The organism is uncultured Albimonas sp., from assembly GCF_963977235.1.
In the GTDB taxonomy this organism is placed as follows: Bacteria; Pseudomonadota; Alphaproteobacteria; order Rhodobacterales; family Rhodobacteraceae; genus Albimonas.
This window is the reverse complement of record NZ_CAXBOD010000010.1, coordinates 26,816-44,126: the sequence shown is the minus strand read 5'-3', so window position 1 is coordinate 44,126 and position 17,311 is coordinate 26,816. Positions and strand designations below refer to the sequence as shown.

Annotated in this window: 17 protein-coding genes and 1 tRNA gene; 4 read left to right on the top strand and 14 right to left on the bottom strand. The window is 73.1% G+C overall.

Annotated elements, in window-relative coordinates:
- Nucleotides 1-348: 348 nt before the first annotated feature.
- From AAC134_RS08030 to AAC134_RS08010, 5 genes are all read right to left on the bottom strand, one after another.
- Nucleotides 349-1,371: a methyltransferase gene (locus tag AAC134_RS08030; RefSeq protein ID WP_339948554.1), complete on the bottom strand. Its 1,023-nt coding sequence runs from the start codon at nucleotides 1,369-1,371 to the stop codon at nucleotides 349-351.
- A gap of 89 nt (nucleotides 1,372-1,460) precedes the next feature.
- Nucleotides 1,461-1,537: transfer RNA gene (locus tag AAC134_RS08025), tRNA-Pro, on the bottom strand.
- Nucleotides 1,538-1,761: 224 nt separating this feature from the next.
- On the bottom strand, nucleotides 1,762-2,118 hold the full coding sequence (locus AAC134_RS08020) for a DUF427 domain-containing protein (RefSeq protein ID WP_339948553.1): 357 nt from the start codon (nucleotides 2,116-2,118) through the stop codon (nucleotides 1,762-1,764).
- Nucleotides 2,119-2,129: 11 nt separating this feature from the next.
- The gene (locus AAC134_RS08015) at nucleotides 2,130-3,941 is read right to left on the bottom strand and encodes an aminopeptidase P family protein (RefSeq protein WP_339948552.1); all 1,812 of its coding nucleotides are present in this window, start codon (nucleotides 3,939-3,941) and stop codon (nucleotides 2,130-2,132) included.
- 100 nt (nucleotides 3,942-4,041) lie between these two features.
- Nucleotides 4,042-4,710 (bottom strand): hypothetical protein, encoded by a 669-nt coding sequence (locus AAC134_RS08010; RefSeq protein WP_339948551.1) that lies wholly within the window; start codon nucleotides 4,708-4,710, stop codon nucleotides 4,042-4,044.
- Nucleotides 4,711-5,084: 374 nt separating this feature from the next.
- Here AAC134_RS08010 and AAC134_RS08005 point away from each other — a divergent pair, with 374 nt between their 5' ends.
- Both AAC134_RS08005 and AAC134_RS08000 read left to right on the top strand, forming a co-directional pair.
- Nucleotides 5,085-5,603 carry a cold shock domain-containing protein gene (locus AAC134_RS08005; protein WP_339948550.1) on the top strand — a complete coding sequence of 173 codons (519 nt, stop codon included), beginning with the start codon at nucleotides 5,085-5,087 and terminating at the stop codon, nucleotides 5,601-5,603.
- 256 nt (nucleotides 5,604-5,859) lie between these two features.
- On the top strand, nucleotides 5,860-6,333 hold the full coding sequence (locus AAC134_RS08000; protein ID WP_339948549.1) for a DUF192 domain-containing protein: 474 nt from the start codon (nucleotides 5,860-5,862) through the stop codon (nucleotides 6,331-6,333).
- Between the two features lie 168 nt (nucleotides 6,334-6,501).
- Here the strand turns inward: AAC134_RS08000 and AAC134_RS07995 are convergent, their stop codons facing one another.
- From AAC134_RS07995 to AAC134_RS07975, 5 genes are all read right to left on the bottom strand, one after another.
- The gene (locus tag AAC134_RS07995; protein WP_092860524.1) at nucleotides 6,502-6,675 is read right to left on the bottom strand and encodes a DUF1328 domain-containing protein; all 174 of its coding nucleotides are present in this window, start codon (nucleotides 6,673-6,675) and stop codon (nucleotides 6,502-6,504) included.
- Between the two features lie 241 nt (nucleotides 6,676-6,916).
- Complete coding sequence (locus tag AAC134_RS07990) at nucleotides 6,917-8,518, bottom strand: chloride channel protein (protein WP_339948548.1); 1,602 nt, start codon at nucleotides 8,516-8,518, stop codon at nucleotides 6,917-6,919.
- A 397-nt stretch (nucleotides 8,519-8,915) separates the two neighbouring features.
- A complete protein-coding gene (locus AAC134_RS07985; RefSeq protein ID WP_339948547.1) occupies nucleotides 8,916-9,437 on the bottom strand; it encodes a thioesterase family protein in 522 nt (173 codons plus the stop codon).
- Between the two features lie 373 nt (nucleotides 9,438-9,810).
- Nucleotides 9,811-10,770 (bottom strand): fumarylacetoacetate hydrolase family protein, encoded by a 960-nt coding sequence (locus AAC134_RS07980; protein ID WP_339948546.1) that lies wholly within the window; start codon nucleotides 10,768-10,770, stop codon nucleotides 9,811-9,813.
- Nucleotides 10,771-10,782: 12 nt separating this feature from the next.
- Nucleotides 10,783-10,923 carry a hypothetical protein gene (locus tag AAC134_RS07975; protein WP_339948545.1) on the bottom strand — a complete coding sequence of 47 codons (141 nt, stop codon included), beginning with the start codon at nucleotides 10,921-10,923 and terminating at the stop codon, nucleotides 10,783-10,785.
- 57 nt (nucleotides 10,924-10,980) lie between these two features.
- On the opposite strand from AAC134_RS07975, the gene AAC134_RS07970 reads away from it, so the two are divergent.
- Nucleotides 10,981-11,130 (top strand): hypothetical protein, encoded by a 150-nt coding sequence (locus AAC134_RS07970; protein WP_339948544.1) that lies wholly within the window; start codon nucleotides 10,981-10,983, stop codon nucleotides 11,128-11,130.
- 260 nt (nucleotides 11,131-11,390) lie between these two features.
- Here the strand turns inward: AAC134_RS07970 and AAC134_RS07965 are convergent, their stop codons facing one another.
- Nucleotides 11,391-12,179: a cyclase family protein gene (locus AAC134_RS07965; protein WP_339948543.1), complete on the bottom strand. Its 789-nt coding sequence runs from the start codon at nucleotides 12,177-12,179 to the stop codon at nucleotides 11,391-11,393.
- A 528-nt stretch (nucleotides 12,180-12,707) separates the two neighbouring features.
- On the opposite strand from AAC134_RS07965, the gene AAC134_RS07960 reads away from it, so the two are divergent.
- On the top strand, nucleotides 12,708-14,414 hold the full coding sequence (locus tag AAC134_RS07960) for an iron ABC transporter permease (RefSeq protein WP_339948542.1): 1,707 nt from the start codon (nucleotides 12,708-12,710) through the stop codon (nucleotides 14,412-14,414).
- 17 nt (nucleotides 14,415-14,431) lie between these two features.
- Here the strand turns inward: AAC134_RS07960 and AAC134_RS07955 are convergent, their stop codons facing one another.
- The 3 genes from AAC134_RS07955 to AAC134_RS07945 form a co-directional block, all read right to left on the bottom strand.
- Complete coding sequence (locus AAC134_RS07955) at nucleotides 14,432-15,223, bottom strand: M12 family metallo-peptidase (RefSeq protein WP_339948541.1); 792 nt, start codon at nucleotides 15,221-15,223, stop codon at nucleotides 14,432-14,434.
- Between the two features lie 151 nt (nucleotides 15,224-15,374).
- A complete protein-coding gene (locus AAC134_RS07950) occupies nucleotides 15,375-16,067 on the bottom strand; it encodes a suppressor of fused domain protein (protein ID WP_339948540.1) in 693 nt (230 codons plus the stop codon).
- Nucleotides 16,068-16,262: 195 nt separating this feature from the next.
- Nucleotides 16,263-17,291 carry an extracellular solute-binding protein gene (locus tag AAC134_RS07945; RefSeq protein WP_339948539.1) on the bottom strand — a complete coding sequence of 343 codons (1,029 nt, stop codon included), beginning with the start codon at nucleotides 17,289-17,291 and terminating at the stop codon, nucleotides 16,263-16,265.
- Nucleotides 17,292-17,311: the final 20 nt, after the last annotated feature.

Below are 17,311 nucleotides of genomic sequence, written 5' to 3'. Positions count from 1 at the left end.
GCGACCGACCTCCCCTGTACGCCCCGGCCCGAATTCATGTTAAATTCATGGCCGATTAACGCTTTAGCCCACGCATCCCTGCGACGGAGAGGCATGGACGCGACATACTCGTGTCGCATTTCCGCAAGGGCAAGCCCCAATGCCGCCACCTTTCCCTTTGGCAGCTTTGAATTTTGGAATTTGTTGGAAACGACGTGGAAACCGGAGGAAAAGGCCGCGCACAACCGCTGGGTGTGAACCGGATCTGAACCGAAGCGGCCGGATCGGGAGGCCGCCGGATCACTCGAGGCCGTCGGATCGACGGGCGAATCCCTCCGGCGGGATGCAAGGGAGGCGAGGGCGGGCCGCTCAGCCGGCCCGGCCGGTCACCACGTGGAAGGGCAGCGAGGGATGCGCCCGGCGCGGCGGCTCGGGGCTCAGGCCCACGCGGGTCATCATCGCCACATAGGCTTCGGGGGGGCGGAAGAACGGGGCGAAGACCAGCTCGGCGGCGAGATGAAACGGCGCGGGGTCGGGGACGCGGATCGGCGCGCGCTCGGTCACGATGACCGGCGCGCCGGGAGCGGCGCAGGCGGCGGCGCGGGCGAGCAGCGCCTCGGCCTCCTCGGGCGGCCAGTCGTGCAGGACCGACTTGAACAGCACCGCGTCGGCCGGCGCGGGCCAGGGATCGCGGCGCGCGTCGCCGGCAAGAAATCCCAGCCGCTCGGCCCCCGGACGCCCCGCGCAGCGCGCGCGCCCAAGGGCGCAGACCGCCGGCAGGTCGAGCACCGCAACCGAGAGGCCCGGATGCGCCGCGAGGATCGCCAGGGCCATCTCTCCGGCGTTGCCGCCGATCTCGAGCAGGCGGCCGCGCTCGGGCAGCGGCAGGGCGGGGACCAGGCGCGGAGCCTCGGCCTCGGTCAGGGCGCAGACATGCTCGACCCAGGGGCGCGCGGCCTCGCGCCCGGCGGCGTCGTCGGTGGCGGCAAGGTCATAGCGGTAAAGGGAAAACGTCTCGGACCGGGCCATGTGGCGCGGCAGGTCGGCGAAGACTGCCGCGGGGTCCGCCAACAGGTCCCGCGCGGCGCGGACCAGAAACTCGAGCCGCGCTTGCAGCGCCCGGCCGCGCGCGGCATGGACGGCGGCGAAAGCGGGCGCGAGGGCCGCCAGCCCGTCCCCCGCCGGGCGCACGATCACGCGCTCGGCCTCGAGGATGTCGAGGAGCTGGGCCATCGCCGGCCCCTCGGCGGCCAGCGTCCTCGCCTCGCGAGGGGCCGAAGCCAGGCGGTCGATCAGGCCCAGCTCGATCGCCGCCCGCAGCGCGGCAACCCCCACGAACCGCTCGAGCCAGGGGTCTTCGGGATAGGCGGGAAGGTCGGGCCGGTCGTGCATGCGCGCCTCGTTCGCCGGGCGCGCGCGACCTGCCGCGCGGCGCTGCGGGGCCCCGGCCCCGAAGGCGCGCCCGGGGGGCGAGGGCGCGCTGGTCGGGGCGGCGAGATTCGAACTCGCGGCCTCCGGTTCCCAAAACCGGCGCGCTACCAGGCTGCGCTACGCCCCGACGACACCCCGATACCCCGCGGCCGCGGCAGGGGCAAGCCACGCCGCGCGCCGCCGCAAGAGCCCCCCCTCCCAGCGCTGCGCCGCAGGGCGAAAGCCCTCTTCCCCGCGCTGCGCCGCAGGGCGCAAGGCCTCTTCCCTGCGCTGCGCCGCAGGGCGCAAGGCCTCTTCCCGGCGCTGCGCCGCAGGGCGCAGGAACGCCTTCCCCGCCCGCAAGCGCGGCGGTCAGAGCCGCTCGAGCGTCACCTGCTCGGGGTCGAAGGCGATGTGATCGGCGAGGGCCTCGGCGCCGGGGGCCGGCGTCTCGAGGATCCAGGCGGCGGCAGGCAAGGTCGCGCTGACGCCGACCACGTCCAGCAGGCGGGCGCGGCCGAGGCCCGGCAGCTCGACGGTGGCCTCGGTTCGCTCGAGGAACGGCTCTCCGGCCTCGGCGCGGGGCAGCCAGAACATCGGGGCGTCCGCGGGCGTCAGCCGCGATTCCAGGGCGTGGGCGCTCTCGGCGATGACCGCGTCGGCGGCGCGGACCACGCGGACGCCGGCGGCGGGTTGGATCTCGGGCGTCGGGGCGGCGTCATGGGGCATCGGGCTCTCCCTCAATCGGCGAGCCGCGCGCAGGCCGCGGCCAGCCAGTCTCGGTCGGCGGGGTCGTCGAGCAGCGGCGTCACCTCCGCCGCCACCCGGGCGTGATAGGCGTCGAGCCAGGCCCGCTCGGGCGGGTCCAGCAGCGCAGGGACCACCAGGCGCCGGTCGATGGGGGCCAGGGTCAGGGTCTCGAAACCCAGCATCTCCCGTTCGCCGCCCTCGGGCACGGCGGGGGACGAGACCGCGACCAGGATCTCGAGGCGGATGCCCCATTCCCCTTCGCGGTAGCAGCCGGGCTCGTCCGAGAGGACCATGCCCGGCTCCAGCGGGACCATGCCGCGGCGCGAGATCGAGGCCGGCCCCTCGTGCACGCCCAGATAGGCGCCCACGCCATGGCCGGTGCCGTGATCGTAGTCGAGGCCGCCCTTCCACAGCGCCTGCCGGGCGAGCGCATCGATGTCCCGCCCCGCCAGCCCCGCGGGCCAGCGCGCCATGGCGATGGCGATCATGCCCTTGAGCACCAGGGTGAAGGCGCGCGCGGCGCCCTCGGGCGCGGGGCCGGTGGCGAGGGTGCGGGTGACGTCGGTGGTGCCGTCGGGATATTGCGCGCCGCTGTCCACCAGCAGCAGCTCGCCCGGGACCAGGGTGCGGTCGGTCTCGCGGGTGACGCGGTAATGGACGATGGCGCCGTTGGGGCCCGCGCCGCAGATCGTGTCGAAGGAGATGTCGCGCAGCGCCCCGGTCTGCGCGCGCAGGTTCTCGAGCTTCTCGACCGCGGCGATCTCGGTCAGGGTCCCGGTGGGCGCGGTCTCGTCCACCCAGCGCAGGAACCGCGCCAGGGGGACGGCGTCGCGCAGGTGGGCCGCGCGCGCGCCCTCGAGCTCGGCCGTGTTCTTGCGGGCCTTGGGCAGGATGCAGGGGTCCTGCCCCCAGTCGATCCGCGCGCCGGCGGCCTCGAGCCGGTGGGCGATCCACACCGGGCAGCTGGCGCGGTCGAGCAGCACCGCGCTGCCCGCCAGCGCGTCGAGCGCGGGGCCCAGCGCCTCGGGGTCCGCGATCTCGACGGCGTTGCCCAGGTGCTCGCGCACCGGATCGCTCAGCTTGGCGGCGGCGACGAACAGGGTCGCGGTCCCGTCGGCGCGCAGCAGGCCGAAAGCGTGGGGCGCGGGCATCCGCGCCACGTCCGAGCCGCGCACGTTGAGCAGCCACGCCAGGCTGTCGGGCAGCGTCAGCACGGCCGCGTCGCGCGAGGCTTCCGCCAGTTCCCGCCCCAGCCGGGCGCGCTTGGCGGCCGAACTTTCGCCGGCCAGCGCCTCGGGGTGGACGGCGAGCGGGCCCATGGGCGGGCTGGGCTGATCCTCCCACACCGCGTCGATCAGGTTGGCGGTGGGGACCAGTTCGGCCCCGACCTCGGCGCAGGCGCGCTCGAGCGTCTCGATCTGCTCGCGGCCGTGCAGCCAGGGGTCGTAGGCCAGGCGCTGGCCCGGCTTGAGGGCGGATTTCAGCCAGGCCGAGGGGGGCGTCGCCTCGATCCCCACGCGCTCGAACGCTGCGTCGACCTGCTCGCGGGCCTGCAGGGTGTAGCGGCCGTCGCTGAACAGGGCCGCGCGCTCGGCCAGCGCCACGCAGATCCCGGCCGAGCCGGTGAACCCGGTCAGCCAGGCCAGGCGCTGGTCGCGCGCGGCGACGGTCTCGCCCATATGCGCGTCGCCGCGAGGCGCCAGGAAGCCGTGCACCCCCTCGGCCGCCATCCGGGCGCGCAGCGCGGCCAGTCGGGCGGGACCCGCGGCGCGATTTCCCTGGGTCTCGAAGCTCTGGAACATGGACGATCCCCTTGCTTGGCGCGCGGAGGCTAGGGCGAAAGCGGCGGCGGCGAAAGAGGCGCGGCGCGCCCGCCCGCGGGTGGGAGGGCGGCGCGGCGCGCTAGGCTCCGGTCCAGCGGGTCAGGCGGCGGCGCTCGGCGGCGTAGGCGACCGGGTCCCAGCCGATCGAGAGGATCGCGCGCGCGCCGTCGTCGCGCACCAGCGCGATGCGCTCGCGGTAGCGGCCCCGCGACAGGCCCTCGACGGTGCGCGAGCCGGTCCACTCCCGCCCGTGCAGCAGCATCCGCGCCGCGCCGTCGGGCGAGACCAGGATCAGCGCCGGCGCCCCCGGCGAGGGATAGAGCGCCACCACCCGGTCGCCGTCGGGCCCGGCCGCCTCGGAAGCCGCGAGGTCCACGTCGATGTCGAGATCGGGCGAGACCAGGCGGGCCGAGACGCCGGGCGCGTAGTCGAAGGCGTCGGGCGCGGCCAGCGCAGCGTCGTCGAGCGCCGCGAGCCGGCAGCCGCAACCCTGCGCGCCCGGGGGCGGAGCGTCCGCGGCCTCGAGCGCGGCGAAACAGGCCTCGAGCGCGGCCGAGGCCGCGGCGTCGGGCGAGGGGCCGCCGGTCTCGACCCGCGCCGGGCAGATGTCGGCGGGCTCTCCCAGCGCGAAGGCGCGCGAGCCCTGCGCCCCGCCTGCGGGCCGCGACAGGAACCGCCGGCCCTCGGGCGAGCCGTAGAGGATCGGCAGCGCCGCGGCCTCGGCCGGGCGCGGCGGGCGGGGGCCCATGTCCGAGGGCGTGCGAGAGACGATTCTCGCGGCTCGGTCCGAGACTTCCGTGACGGCGCCGCGATCTGGCGCGATCAGCGCCTGCGGGGCGGCCCCGTAGGCTGCGAATCTGAACGAAGAGCGGGCTGGATTCGCCTCCCGTTCGGTTGGATGAACGGCGCCGCAGGCGCTCGCGCTCAGCGCGACGATTCCAGCGAAAATTTTAACGCACTGTATTTTCAACGTTTTTTCCGATGCCCGCGGGACGGCCAGGGTTCCGTCGCGGCCAAACTCGCATTTTGTTGCGGCACGTCACATGAATGACGTATATCGGCGAGACGAGTAAGGCACGTTCAGAGTCTGGGGTTAGGTAGTTGACTGGGGAAGTCGTCAAGGTGTCCCGCTTCGTGACCGGCAAGGTCAAGTGGTACGATGCCGAGAAGGGTTATGGCTTCGTTGTGCCGTCCGAAGGCGGTCCGGACGTGATGGTGCATGCCGCCTGCGTTCGCGCCGCGGGGATGTCTTCGCTGGATGAAGGGGCGACGGTGTCGCTGACGGTGGTCAGGGGAGACCGCGGTCTGCAGGCGACCGAAGTCATCGGCGTCTCGGCGGAAGCATCCGCGCCCGCCACGGAGCAGCCGAAGGAAGCGCGGCCGACAGAGATCGCCGCAGAGGCCGAGGCGGAGGGGGAGTTCCTTCCGGCTCGGGTGAAATGGTTCAACAAGCAGAAGGGGTTCGGGTTCCTCAACGTGTTCGGGGACCCTGCCGACATCTTCGTGCACATGGAGACCCTGCGCCATCACGGTTTCCAGGATCTCCAGCCCGGCGAGGCGCTGTGCGTGCGTCTTGTCGCCGGTCCGCGCGGCCACATGGCCGGCGAGATCTGCCGTTGGGAAGAGGTCGTGCGGGTCTGAGACCCGCGCGACGCGACCCGGACGGTTTCGGCGCCCGAGCTTCAGGCCCGGTGCGCTGAAAAAGCGTGTCTGACGTTCGCCAATATTGGCCTTGGCGCCCTTGACCCCTTGGGCGCGGCTTCGGGCGGCTGAGGGACCGGGCGGCCCCGCACCGACCTCCCTCGCCTGGCGCCGCCGGCGGGCCGCGCGCGGCCTGTGCCGCAAGTGTGCGGCAGGGGGCCTTGCATTGCCGGGACGAGGCGGGAAGATGCGCGCCATGGACATCCCTCACGCATCGATTCTCGGGCTCGCCCTGGCCCTGGCGCTCTCCGCCCCGGCCCTGGCCGCCTGCCGCGAAGACGTTGTCGAGCTGAAGGCCGACGACGCCTCCGCCCGCTTCACCGTCGAGATCGCCGACACCGCGCTCGAGCGCGCGCAGGGCCTGATGCATCGGGAGGATATGGCGGCCGGTCACGGCATGCTGTTCCTGTTCGACACGCCGCGCCCGGTGTCCTTCTGGATGAAGAACACGCCGCTGCCGCTCGACATGATCTTCATCGACGAGACCGGCGAAGTGCTGAATGTCATCGCCAACGCCGAGCCGTTCACCGAGGATCCCCGCCCCTCCGAGGGCGACACCCGCGCGGTGCTCGAGATCAACGGCGGGCTGGCCGAGCGCTACGGCATCGGCGCCGGCGCCCTGGTGCGCCACCCCGCCTTCGGCGACGAGGCCGCCTGGCCCTGCGAGTGATCCGGGCCGGGCGAGCGGCCTGACCCGTCCGATTCCCGGCGCCTGAAACGCACCGGGCCCCGCGGACGTCCGCCGGCGCTTCCCGAGGGAAACCGGCGGGCGCCCGCGGGGCCCGGCCGCGCGCCGCCTCCGCACGGAGCGAAGGCGGCGCGCCGGTTCACGCGCGCGTCAGACCGGCGGACGGCCGCGCACGGCGCGCGCAATCATCGCGATCAGGAACAGCGCGATGAACACGAAGAACAGGATCTTGGCGATACCCGCCGAGGCGGCCGCAAGCCCGCCGAAGCCCAGAACGCCCGCGATGATCGCGACGATCAGGAAAGTCAGGGCCCAACCCAGCATCGGTTCTACTCCTCTCATGTCGCCGTGGCGGCCACTGCCGCCGTTTCGGCTCTGAGTCGAAACTGGAGGGCGGTTGCGGCGCATTGGCGCCATCGCGGGGATGATTGCAGGGCGCATTGTGGCGAGATCGCCATCACGGCAGCGAGAGCAAGGCGGCGCGGCGCGCCCCGCGCGGCTCAGGATTGCGCGCAACGCGCCCCGCGCGCGGCAGGAAGAAGCCCCCGCGCGGGCTGCCCGCGGCTCAGGAATGTTCCTCGCGATGCGCCTCGACGAGCGCGCGGTTGTAGGCCTTCAGCGCGTCGAGGTGGAAGACGGCGCCCATCAGCTCCGGCCGCCCGTCCTCGCCCCGGTCGACGACGGGGATGAAGGGGCCGGCGCCGCGACGCTCGAACTGCGGCAGCGCCTGCTCGAGCGTGTCGGTGGGGGCGAGCGTGGCGCCCTGCTCGACCAGGCTCCAGCACATGCCGTCGGGGGCGCCGTCGTCGGCCCCCCGCAGGCGCATCACATGGGTGACCGCGATGGTGCCCGGCAGCCAGGACTGCGGCCCCTCGGCGAGGTGGATGTTGCGGCGCTCCAGCAGGCTGAGGAAGAAGCTCTTGTCCACCATCCGGGCGCTGACCACGGTCGCCATCGAGACCGAGGCCATCACCGCCACCCCCGTCTGCCAGTCGCCGGTCAGCTCGAAGATGATCAGCCCGGTCGACAGGGGCGCGCCCAGGAACGAGGCCGCCACCGCCCCCATCCCCGCCAGCGCATACAGGATCTCGGACCCCGAGACCGAGGGGAACACCCCCACTGCGATATACCCGAACGCGAGCCCGGTCAGCGCCCCCAGCATCAGCGAGGGCGAGAACACCCCGCCCCCCATCCGCCCCGCCAGCGTGATCGCGAGCGCGGCGGCCTTGATCAGCGCGAAGACGATCGCCTCGTGCAGCCCGATGCCGCCGGTCAGCGCCAGGGAGGTCGTCTCGTAGCCCACGCCGATCACATGGGGGAACTGCAGCGCGATCAGGCCCAGCAGCAGGCCCGCCACGCCCGGGCGCAGCCATCGGGGGCAGCGGCTCCAGCGCTCGAAGCGGTCGCCCCAGGCCTCGGTCGCCAGGATCGCCTTCATCGCCAGCACCGCGGCGACCCCGCACACCAGGCCCAGCAGCAGGAAGGCCGGAAGCTCCTGGTAGAAGGCCAGCGAGTGGCGCGGAAGATCGAACTCGGTGATGTTGCCCAGGTGCACGCGGCTGACAACGGCGCCGGCGATCGAGGCGATCACGATGGGCGCGAACGCATGCAGCGCGAAGTGGCGCAGCACCACCTCCATCGCGAACAGCGCCCCGGCGATGGGGGCGTTGAAGCTGGCCGAGACCGCCGCGGCCACTGCGCAGCCCATCAGGTCGCGGGCGGTGATCGGGGTGGCGCCGATGCGCTCGGAGACCCACGAGGCCATGGTGGCGGCGAGGTGGACCACCGGCCCCTCGCGCCCCGTGGAGCCTCCGGTCGAGAGCGTCACGATCGAGGCGGCCGCCGAGGCGAGCCCCGATTTCAGCGGCAGCCGCCCCGATCTCAGCGCCGCCGCCTCGATCACCGAGGCGACCGAGCCGGCCCGCCCCTCGGCCGTGAACAGATGCAGGATCACCCCCACCACCAGCCCGCCGATCACCGGCGTCGCCACGATCACCAGCGGGTCGAGCCCCGAGAGCGTGCTGTGCAGGCGGTGGTCGTCGGCGCCGTAGATGGTGGTCTGGATGGCCGCGATCGCGAGCCGAAAGCCGATGGCCGCGTAGCCCGAGGCCACCCCGATCGCGAGCGCCAGCAGCCAGAACAGCAGCCCCGTCGGCCCATGCGCCACCGTCCAGGCCCGCAGCCCGCGCCCATGAGCGGCGGCGCGTCCGGCCAGTTGCGCCCGCCAGTGCCCTGCCCCGCCGGCCGCGCGCCCGGCAGCGGCCGCCCCTCGCCCGGCGGCCGGCCCGGTTGCAGCGCTGGCCGCAGACCCGTGGGCGGACCCGGTTGCGGCATCGGCCTCGAGCCCGGAGGCGGGGCCGGTCTCGCCCCCTGTGGCGGGCGCCGCCTCGCGTCCGGCCGCGCCGTCGGCGCCCCGGCCGTCGCCGCGACCGGAGGCGGGCCGGTCAGGCTCTGCGCGCCCCTGAGGACCGCCGCCCGCTCCGTCGCCATCCGCTGCGTTGCTGCCCGCCATGACGCGCTCGTCGCTCCCTGCGTCCCCGCGCGGGGACGGTTCGCTGCGGGGTTCAGCCTTTCCGGCGGATGCCGATGACCGACCCGGCCAGCTCAGGCCGCGGCAACGACGCCTGGGCCTTGCCCAGCGCCTCGATGCGCGCCTGGGCCCAGTCGGGATAGGGGGCGGACCGGCGCTTCACAAGGTCCACATTCATGCCCATCGTCTCGGTGTAGGCGGCGGTGGTCCCGTCCTCGAGATTCTTCATCTCGCCAAAGAAGTGCAGGCGCTTGCTGTCCCAGTCCAGCAGCTGCCACAGGCACTGGAAGCGCTCGCCCTCCAGCAGCTCGCCCACGAAATGGATCTGCTGCTGCAGGATCATCGGACCCATCTTCAGCTGCTCGGCATAGGCGCCGCCCACCCCCAGCACGTCGTCGAAGATCACATCCGAGCTCTTGTCGAAGGCCATCGAGTAATAGGCCACGTTCATGTGGCCGTTGTAGTCGATCCACTCGGGCGGCACCCGCATCTCGGGCGTGGGCAGCAGAGCGGGTTCAAAGCTCGGGATGGGCGCGTCGATCAGGAGTTCGGACATGGGGCTCCTCCGTCAGGGTCAGGTTTCTTGAGTGTCGGACAATGCAACGGCCCGCGGCGGAGGTCGAGCCCGCGCGCGACGCCCGCGCCACGTCCCGCGCCGACCAGGCGTCCCGACAGGGCCGCCCCGCCCGACGCCCGCCACGCCACGCCACGGCCCAGGCGCCGCGCCCGCCCCGCGCCGCGAGCCCAAGGCCCGCAATCTGTCCGACGCCCGTCGCGGCGCTTCCCCGGTCCACCCCGGGCGCCGCCCGCTTCGTCCCCGGCGCCACGCCCGTCCCGGGGCTCCCGGGCGCCGCGCCCGCCACGCGCCGCGGGCGGAACCGCGATCCCGGGCGCCGCGCCCGACGCGGCGCCTCCCTCCCGACCGGCGCTCAGCTCAGCGAGGGAACCAGCCGGTTGCGCAGCACGCCGATCTTCTCGATCTCCAGCTCCACCACGTCCCCGTCCGAGAGATAGCGGTCGAACTCCAGCCCACAGCCGTCCCCGACCGTGCCCGATCCGAAGAACTCGCCCGGGTGCAGCGTCTCGCCGTGAGACACCCACTCGATCACCTGCTCGAAGCTCCAGTACATGTCGCCCGAGTTGCTGCGCGACATCTCGGTCCCGTTGATCCGCACGATCATCTCCAGGCCCTTGTAGTCGCCCAGGTCCTCCAGCGGCACGATGCACGGGCCCATGGCGTTGGCCTTGTCGAAGTCCTTGCCCTTGGCCGGTCCCAGCCGCCCCAGCATCTCGAGCCCCTGCGCGTCGCGCGCCGAGAAATCGTTGAACACCGTGAAGCCGAAGATGTGCTCGCGCGCCCGCTCGGCCTTGATGTTCACGCCGCCCTTCCAAAGGAAGCAGCCCATCTCGCACTCGTAGTCCATCTTGCGCGAATAGGGCGGGCGCGGCACGTCCTCGCCGGGGCCCGAGACGGCGAAGCGGTTGCCCTTGTAATAGATCGGCTGCTTGTACCACTGGTCGGGGGCGCGCGGCAGCTCGATGGCGTCGATCTCGGCCTCGCTCGCGCCGCGCTTCTTCGCCTCGACCACCAGCCGGGTGCGTGCGCACTGGCGCACGTGCTTCTCGAACAGCATGAAGTCGCGCATCTGCGCGGGGACCGGCACCGGGGCGCGCAGGCTCACCGCCTCGAGCGGGCGACGCTGGGCCGAGGCCGAGGCCCTGCGCGCCTTGTCCAGCGCCGCCGGACCGCCCTCGATCAACGCCTGCATCGACACGAACCCGTCCTCGCCGGTGGCCGAGAGGTCGGCGACCGTGTCGTCGTCCATCCACACGCCGACCCGGTCGCGCGCGTCGTCGGCGCTCGAAAAGCGGAACGTGATCAGTCTCATCGCATCCTCCCCTCAGTCGCCGGCCGATCCGGCGTGCTTCCCGATCTCCCAGCCCACGCCGCCCAGCGCGGCCTGCGCGAAAGCGAGCGGGCTGTCCTCGAGCTCGGTCGCCATCGTGTCGTTCCAGCGGTTGAGCCATCCGAACAGCGACACGACCGCCACGATCTCGACCAGCTGGTCTTCCGTGAAATGCGCGCGGGCGGCCTCGAAGTGCCCGGCCTCGACCCGGTTGGGAACCTCGGCCGCCGCCTGGGCCAGCGCCAGGGGGCGCGCTCGGCCGGCGTGAACAGCTCGGAGGTCTCGCAGCTCCAGACCTGCGCGATCTTCTCGGCCGAGGCGCCCCGCCGCTCGGCCACGTGACCGGTGTGGGCCTGGCAATAGCGGCAGCCGGCCGCGGCCGAGCAGATGTGGGCGATCAGCTGCACCAGCTCCGCGGGCAGCGAGCAGCCCGGCCCCATCACCGCCCGGCCCAGTCCCGCGAAGGCGCGCAGCAGCTCGGGCTTGCGCGCCATGGTCTTCATCGAGTTGGGCACGAAGCCCATCCGCTCGCGGACCGGATCGAGGTCGGCGGCGAAGGCGGCCAGCGCCTCCTCGGGCAGCGGCGCGACATGGGGCACGGCTCAGCCCTCCAGCACGGCGACCGCGCGGATGAAGCCCGCCGAGGCCGCCTTGATCTTGTAGGGAAAACAGATCACCTCGAACCCGTGGTCGGGGAGCTGGTCAAGGTTGGCCAGCTTCTCCATGTGGCAGTAGCCGATGTCGATCGAGGCGCGGTGCCCCTCCCAGATGATCGAGGGGTCGTGGGTCGCCTCCCAGGTCTTGCGGGTCAGGGCGAAGGGCGCGTCCCAGGACCAGCCGTCGGTGCCGGTGACGCGCACCCCCCGCTCGAGCAGCCACAGCGTCGCCGCCCGGCCCATCCCGCAGCCGCGCAGCACGTAGTCGTCCTCGCCGTAGCGCCCGCCCGCGGCGGTGTTGACCACCACGATGTCCAGCGGCTCGATCTCGTGGCCGATGCGCTTGAGCTCGGCCTCGACGTCGCCCGGCGTCGCGACGTAGCCGTCCTCCATGTGCCGGAAGTCGAGCTTCACGGCCTTGTTCCAGAACCATTCCAGCGGGACCTGGTCGATGGTCCAGGCGGCCTCGCCGCCGTTGAGCTTGCGGTTCATGGTCGAGTGGTGGTGGTAGGGCGCATCGAGATGCGTGCCGTTGTGGGTCGAGATCGCCAGCCGTTCCACCGCCCAGCCGTCGCCGTCGGGAAGATCCTCGCGGGTCAGGCCGGGAAAATGCGCGGCGAGCTGGCCGGCCGTCTCGGCGTGGGGGTGATAGGCGATCTGCGGCAGGCTGCCCGGCGGGTCGGAGGCGATCCCCGCCTCGAGCGCGACCGAGAGGTCGACGAGCTTCCGGGGCATCGGCGGCCCTCCCTGGGTTTCCAGCGCCTGTATAAAGCGCTTGTTTGAATTTGGGCGAGACTGCCCCGGATGCGGACGTGCGTCCAGCATTTCCACCGCCCGAGACGGCGGGGGAACGGAGAGCAGGCGCCCTGCGGGCGGGCTTGGCTGCGGTGCGCGTGGGGCGAGGCGGGCGACTGCCGGCCAGGGCACGGAGCCTCCGGCGGGCTCCCGACTCACCAAAGAACAGGGCCGCGCCTGGTCTCCGGATCCGTCTCTCGCTGATTGATGCCTGAGCGACTCGGCCGGAGGGGTCAAGGACGAGCCGGCTGCGCCGGTCGCTTCGCGATCCTTGACCCCTCCGGCCGAGTCGCTCTGATCGGCATCAGCGAGAGACGGCTCCGGAGAACAGGCGCTTGGCGCGGCGTGTTCGGGCGTCGCGCCGGGGCGCCCGGGATGAGGCGAGGGTGCGGGGAAGGCGGGGGCATTGAGCCTTCGGGCGGGGGGGGCTAGGAACGAGGCTGTTCCGCCCGCGCGACCGGAGGTCGAATGAGCCAGTCCAGCCTCGAGGCCGCCTCGGCTCCCGTCGCGCGACGGCCGCGCTTTGGCGGGCGAGGGCCGAGGGCGGCCTCGGCGCGGGGGCTCACCTGGCCGGCCTGGGTGCTGGCGGCGTTGTGCGCGCTGCCCGCGATCTCGGTGGCGGTCACCGCGGTGACGGGCGACTGGTCGCTGTGGTCGCTGCTGATGGCGAGCGTGCTGCCGCGATATGCCCTGACCACCGTGCAGCTGGCCCTGCTGGTGGCGGCGGGGTCGCTGCTGATGGGGGTCGGATCCGCGGTGCTGGTCACCGCCTGCCGCTTCCCCGGACGGCGCATCTTCGAGGTGGCGCTGATCGCGCCGCTGGCCTTCCCGGCCTATGTGCTCGCCTACGCCTACACCTGGATGCTGGACCACCCCGGGCCGGTGCAGAGCGGGCTGCGCGCGCTGATGGACTGGGGGCCGCGCGACTACTGGTTCCCCGAGATCCGCAGTCTGGGCGGGGCGGCGCTGATGCTGTCGCTGGTGCTGTACCCTTACGTCTACCTGCTGACGCGGGCGGCGCTGATCCACCAGTCGGTGACCGCGGCGCAGGTGGCGCGCACGCTGGGGCTGGGGCCCTGGGGGGTGCTGTTCCGGGTCACCCTGCCGATGGCCCGCCCCGCCATCGTCGGCGGCCTCGCGCTCGCGATGATGGAGACCATCGCCGACTTCGGCGCCGTCAGCCATTTCGGCGTGCAGACCTTCGCCACCGGCGTCTACCGGGCCTGGTTCTCGATGGGCGACCGGGTGGCCGCGGCCCAGCTGTCGCTGTGCCTGCTGACGCTCGCCGTGGCGCTGGTGGCGCTCGAGCGCGCCCAGCGCGGGCGCGCCAAGCGTCACCAGGCCGGGCGGCGATACGAGCGGCTGACCGAGGTCGAGCTTTCCGGCTGGCAGGGGCGGGCGGCCGCGCTCGCCTGCGCCGTGCCGGTGGGCTTCGGCTTCGCGATCCCGCTGGGGATGCTGGGGTGGATGGCCTGGACCTCGTGGTCGGGGCTGGGGATCGAGCGCTACTGGGGGTTTGCGGCGAACACGCTGATGCTCTCGGCCTCGGCGGCGGCGCTGGTGATGGGGGCGGCGCTGCTGATCGGCTATGCGGTTCGCCTCGCGCCCGGGCCGGGGGCGAAGGCGGCGCAGCTCGCCTCCTCGGTCGGCTACGCGGCGCCGGGTTCGGTGATCGCGGTGGGGCTGCTGGGCCCGCTCGCTTTCACCGACAACGCCATCGACGCCTGGGCGCGCGAGGCGCTGGGGGTCTCGACTGGGCTGATCCTGACCGGGACCATCGGGGGGATCCTGCTGGCCTATCTCTCGCGCTTCATGGCCGCGGGGCTGAACGCGGTCTCGGCCGGGTTCGAGGGGCTGGGGCCGAACCTCGACAGTTCGGCCCGCGTGCTTGGCTGCAACGTCTGGGGCGTGGTGGGGCGGGTGCATGCGCCGCTCTTGCGCGGCTCGCTGCTGACCGGGGCGCTGATCGTCTTCGTGGACGTGACCAAGGAGCTGCCGGCGACCCTGATGCTGCGCCCCTTCGACTTCGATACGCTTGCCGTGCAGGCCTATCGGCTGGCGTCCGACGAGCGGCTGACCGAGGCGGCGGCCCCCTCGCTCGCCATCGCCGCGGTGGGCATGGCGCCGGTGCTGCTGCTCGCCCGCGCGATCAGGAAGAGCCGGCCGGGGAGCTGAGGCCCCGGCCGGCCGTCTCAGCCCTTCGCCCGTCGCCGGACCAGGGCGAGCGCCCCGAGACCGCCCAGCGCCAGCAGGCCCGGCGCCGGCAGGGGCACGGCCGTCGCGCCGGTCAGGCTGCCCGGCGCCCCGGGCAGCTGCGCCCCCTCCAAGGCGAGGAGGCTGACGCCCGAGAACTCGGTCGCCGGCGAGGCGGGCGTCGACACGCTCGCCATGATGAAGCCGCTGGTGGGCGCGGTGTTTCCGTCCCCGTCATGCGGCGCGCCCAGGATATGGCCCAGCTCATGGGCGAAGAGCGTGGTGCTCGCCGCCAGCGACAGGCGGTCCGTCGCCTGCACCACGCCGAAGGGGTAGTAGAGGGCGCCGACATAAGCCAGGCCGAGGCCGGAGCCGAAGATCTCGGGCGTGCCGCCCATGTAGGCCGTGTGCGCGGCCGCCGGCGGCCGCATCGCGTCGGCGAACTCCGACAGCGCGTCCTCGAGGCGCGCCTCCGCGCCTTCGAACACGAAGCTGAAGTTCAGAATCTGGATCGGCGCCGGCAGCAGCAGCAGGATGCCGGTGGGATCGTACATCGCCTGCAGCAGCGTCGCGTCGAGCCGCGGCGTGAAGCAGGTCAGACCGGCGTCGGTGCACAGCGAGACCCGCTGCACCGCCAGTTCGGAGGTATAGACGGGCGTCGCGTGGGCCGCGCCCGCGCCCACCCCCGCAATCAGTCCCGCGCCCAGCGCCGCAGCCGCCAACCGGCGGGCCGCCCGCGACCGTCGGCGTGCGCCGGCCGCCGCCAGTCTCGCGCGAATCCAGAGTGTCATCCGATGCCCCTCCGTGTCCGGCCCTCGACCCGGGCCGCCCCAAGGATGAACGATGCCCGCAGGAAGCTGCACGCAGGATGAACAGGACGCTCCGCGAGGGCGGCCGCAGCAGGCGGCGCGGGGCGCCTCGCCCGGCCGCCCGCCGCCGCGATCAGAGGACCGAGCCGCGGCGGGCGGGGTCGGTGACCACGCCCGCCCCCGCCCGCTCGAGCGCCGCAAGCATCGCGGCGATGGTGACCCGCTTCTGGACCATCGCCTCGGCCTCGGCGCGTGTGACGCCGACAGCCAGGTGCAGGTCCACGGCGCCATGCGGGGTCTGCGCCACGTCGAGCTCGGGGTCGGTAATCAGCAGCAGGGCCGCGATCTCGCCCTCGGGCAGCAGCGGCTCGGGCAGCATGGCGAGGAAGCCGGGGACCACCGCCTCGGGCGTCTCCAGAGCCAGGCGGCCGATCACGTTGAGCAGCTCGCACGGCCAGGTGGGGGCGGCGGCCACGTTGGCATCCGCCGCGGCAAGACGGAACACGGGCTCGATTCCCATGCCGCTGACCGTCTCTCCCGCCAGATCCGCATCGAAATCGAGATCCGAGAGGCCGAAGCCCGCATACAGCAGGTGCGCCGGCCCGAGATCCGAGGCGGGGCGGGCGCGCAGGGACACGTCCTCGAGGGTCTCGGGCGGGGCCGACGGGTCCCAGGCGGCGCGCAGCCGCCGCTCGGCCGGGAGGGCGATGCGGCGGTGCTCGGGGCCGAGACGGCTTTCGAGATGGGCGACGAGGGCCTCTCGACCGGGGCTGTCGCCGGCGGTCCAGCGGCGCATGTAGTCGGCCTGGCTGATCGGGGGGGTCATGGCGGGCTCCGGCCTTGAGGATGCGGCGGGGCGGGCGGAAAGCGCAACGGGGCGCGGCCTGCGCCGCGCCCCGTCCTTGTGGCAGATCCTGCCGGGGGTTTCGACCCGAGGCCCCCCGCCGGTCGTTCCGACCGAGGTCCCCCGCCGGCCGTTCCGACCGAGGTCCCTTCCCGGTCGTTCAGACCGGGCGCGCGATCACTCGTAGCCGACGCTGTCGTAGATCATCTGCGCCCTGGCCTGGTTGCGGCCCAGCTCGGCGAGGTTCAGCTCGTCGGCCTTGAACTCGCCCAGCTGCTCGGCCGACGGGGCCAGCGCCACGCCCTCGACGGCGGGAAACTCGTCGTTGCCGTTGGAGAAGTACGCCTGCGCCGAGTCGGAGGCGAGATACTCGAGGAACGCCTTGGCGGCGTCGGGATGGGGCGCGTGGGCGGCCATCGCGCCGGCCGAGACGTTCATGTGCGCGCCATTGCCGTTCTGGTCGGGGAACACCCAGCCGATGCGGTCGACATGGGCCGAGACGCCGTCCACTTCGGTGCGCAGGGCGCGCGCGAAGTAGTAGGTGTTGGCCACGACCACCTCGCACTCGCCCGAGACGATGGCGCGAAGCTGGTCGGTGTCGCCGCCCTGCGGATCGCGGGCGCGGTTGTCCCACAGGCCCTGCGCCCACTGCGTCGCGGCCTCCTCGCCGTCATGGGCGATGCGCGAGGCCAGCAGCGAGAGCATGTAGATGTTCGAGCCCGAGCGGGTGCACACCTTGCCCTCCCACCTGGGGTCGGCGAGCTCGGCGTAGGTCTGCGGCGGCTCGGCCACGTCCTGCTTGTCGTAGAAGATGATCCGCGCGCGCTGCGAGAAGCCGAACCACAGGTCGTCGGGGTGGCGCAGGTGGGCGGGGATGCGGGCCTCGAGGATCTCGCTCTCGACCGGGGCCAGGATGCCGGCCTCCTCGGCGCGCCACATGCGGCCCGCGTCGGTGGTCAGGAACACGTCGGCGGGGGAGTTGCGGCCCTCGGCCTTCATCCGCTCGATCAGCTCGTCCGCGCCGGCCTCGATGCGGTTCACCTTGATGCCGGTGGCTTTCTCGAAGTCGGTGTAGAGACGCTCGTCGGTGTCGTAGTGGCGCGAGGAATAGAGGTTCACCTCCTGGGCGGAGGCGGCGGCGGCGCCAAGCGCGAGCGCGCCGGCGAGGGCGGCGCTCAGGGCTGCGCGGGGAAAAGTTCGAGGCATGTCGGATCGCTCTCCTGCGT

Coding starts and splice junctions, on each gene's coding strand:
- AAC134_RS08015 (WP_339948552.1), bottom strand. CDS start 3,941: ATGTTCCAGAGCTTCGAGACCCAGGGAAATCGCGCCGCGGGTCCCGCC.
- AAC134_RS07950 (WP_339948540.1), bottom strand. CDS start 16,067: ATGACCCCCCCGATCAGCCAGGCCGACTACATGCGCCGCTGGACCGCC.
- AAC134_RS08000 (WP_339948549.1), top strand. CDS start 5,860: ATGGACATCCCTCACGCATCGATTCTCGGGCTCGCCCTGGCCCTGGCG.
- AAC134_RS07995 (WP_092860524.1), bottom strand. CDS start 6,675: ATGCTGGGTTGGGCCCTGACTTTCCTGATCGTCGCGATCATCGCGGGC.
- AAC134_RS07980 (WP_339948546.1), bottom strand. CDS start 10,770: ATGAGACTGATCACGTTCCGCTTTTCGAGCGCCGACGACGCGCGCGAC.
- AAC134_RS07955 (WP_339948541.1), bottom strand. CDS start 15,223: ATGACACTCTGGATTCGCGCGAGACTGGCGGCGGCCGGCGCACGCCGA.
- AAC134_RS07985 (WP_339948547.1), bottom strand. CDS start 9,437: ATGTCCGAACTCCTGATCGACGCGCCCATCCCGAGCTTTGAACCCGCT.
- AAC134_RS07965 (WP_339948543.1), bottom strand. CDS start 12,179: ATGCCCCGGAAGCTCGTCGACCTCTCGGTCGCGCTCGAGGCGGGGATC.
- AAC134_RS08010 (WP_339948551.1), bottom strand. CDS start 4,710: ATGGGCCCCCGCCCGCCGCGCCCGGCCGAGGCCGCGGCGCTGCCGATC.
- AAC134_RS08020 (WP_339948553.1), bottom strand. CDS start 2,118: ATGCCCCATGACGCCGCCCCGACGCCCGAGATCCAACCCGCCGCCGGC.
- AAC134_RS07960 (WP_339948542.1), top strand. CDS start 12,708: ATGAGCCAGTCCAGCCTCGAGGCCGCCTCGGCTCCCGTCGCGCGACGG.
- AAC134_RS07945 (WP_339948539.1), bottom strand. CDS start 17,291: ATGCCTCGAACTTTTCCCCGCGCAGCCCTGAGCGCCGCCCTCGCCGGC.
- AAC134_RS08030 (WP_339948554.1), bottom strand. CDS start 1,371: ATGCACGACCGGCCCGACCTTCCCGCCTATCCCGAAGACCCCTGGCTC.